This window comes from Streptococcus mitis (assembly GCF_026782895.1).
Taxonomy (GTDB): domain Bacteria; phylum Bacillota; class Bacilli; order Lactobacillales; family Streptococcaceae; genus Streptococcus; species Streptococcus mitis_CB.
The window spans coordinates 1-239 of the sequence record NZ_JAKUXJ010000010.1; the positions used below are offsets into that span (position 1 = coordinate 1).

Below are 239 nucleotides of genomic sequence, written 5' to 3' on the forward strand. Positions count from 1 at the left end.
AAAGGTGAAAAAGGAGACCGAGGCGAACGCGGTCTAACTGGAGCACAAGGAGCTAAAGGTGAAAAAGGGGACCAAGGTGAACGCGGTCTCACCGGAGCCCAAGGTGCTAAAGGTGAAAAAGGAGACCGAGGCGAACGCGGTCTAACTGGAGCCCAAGGAGCTAAAGGTGAAAAAGGGGACCAAGGTGAACGCGGTCTCACCGGAGCCAAAGGTGCTAAAGGAGATCAAGGTGAACGTGG

Annotated in this window: 1 protein-coding gene; it reads left to right on the forward strand. The window is 54.8% G+C overall.

The annotated features are described in order from the left end of the window. A partial coding sequence (locus MK480_RS09995) for a collagen-like triple helix repeat-containing protein (RefSeq protein ID WP_412077085.1) occupies nt 1-239 on the forward strand: 239 nt, incomplete at both ends.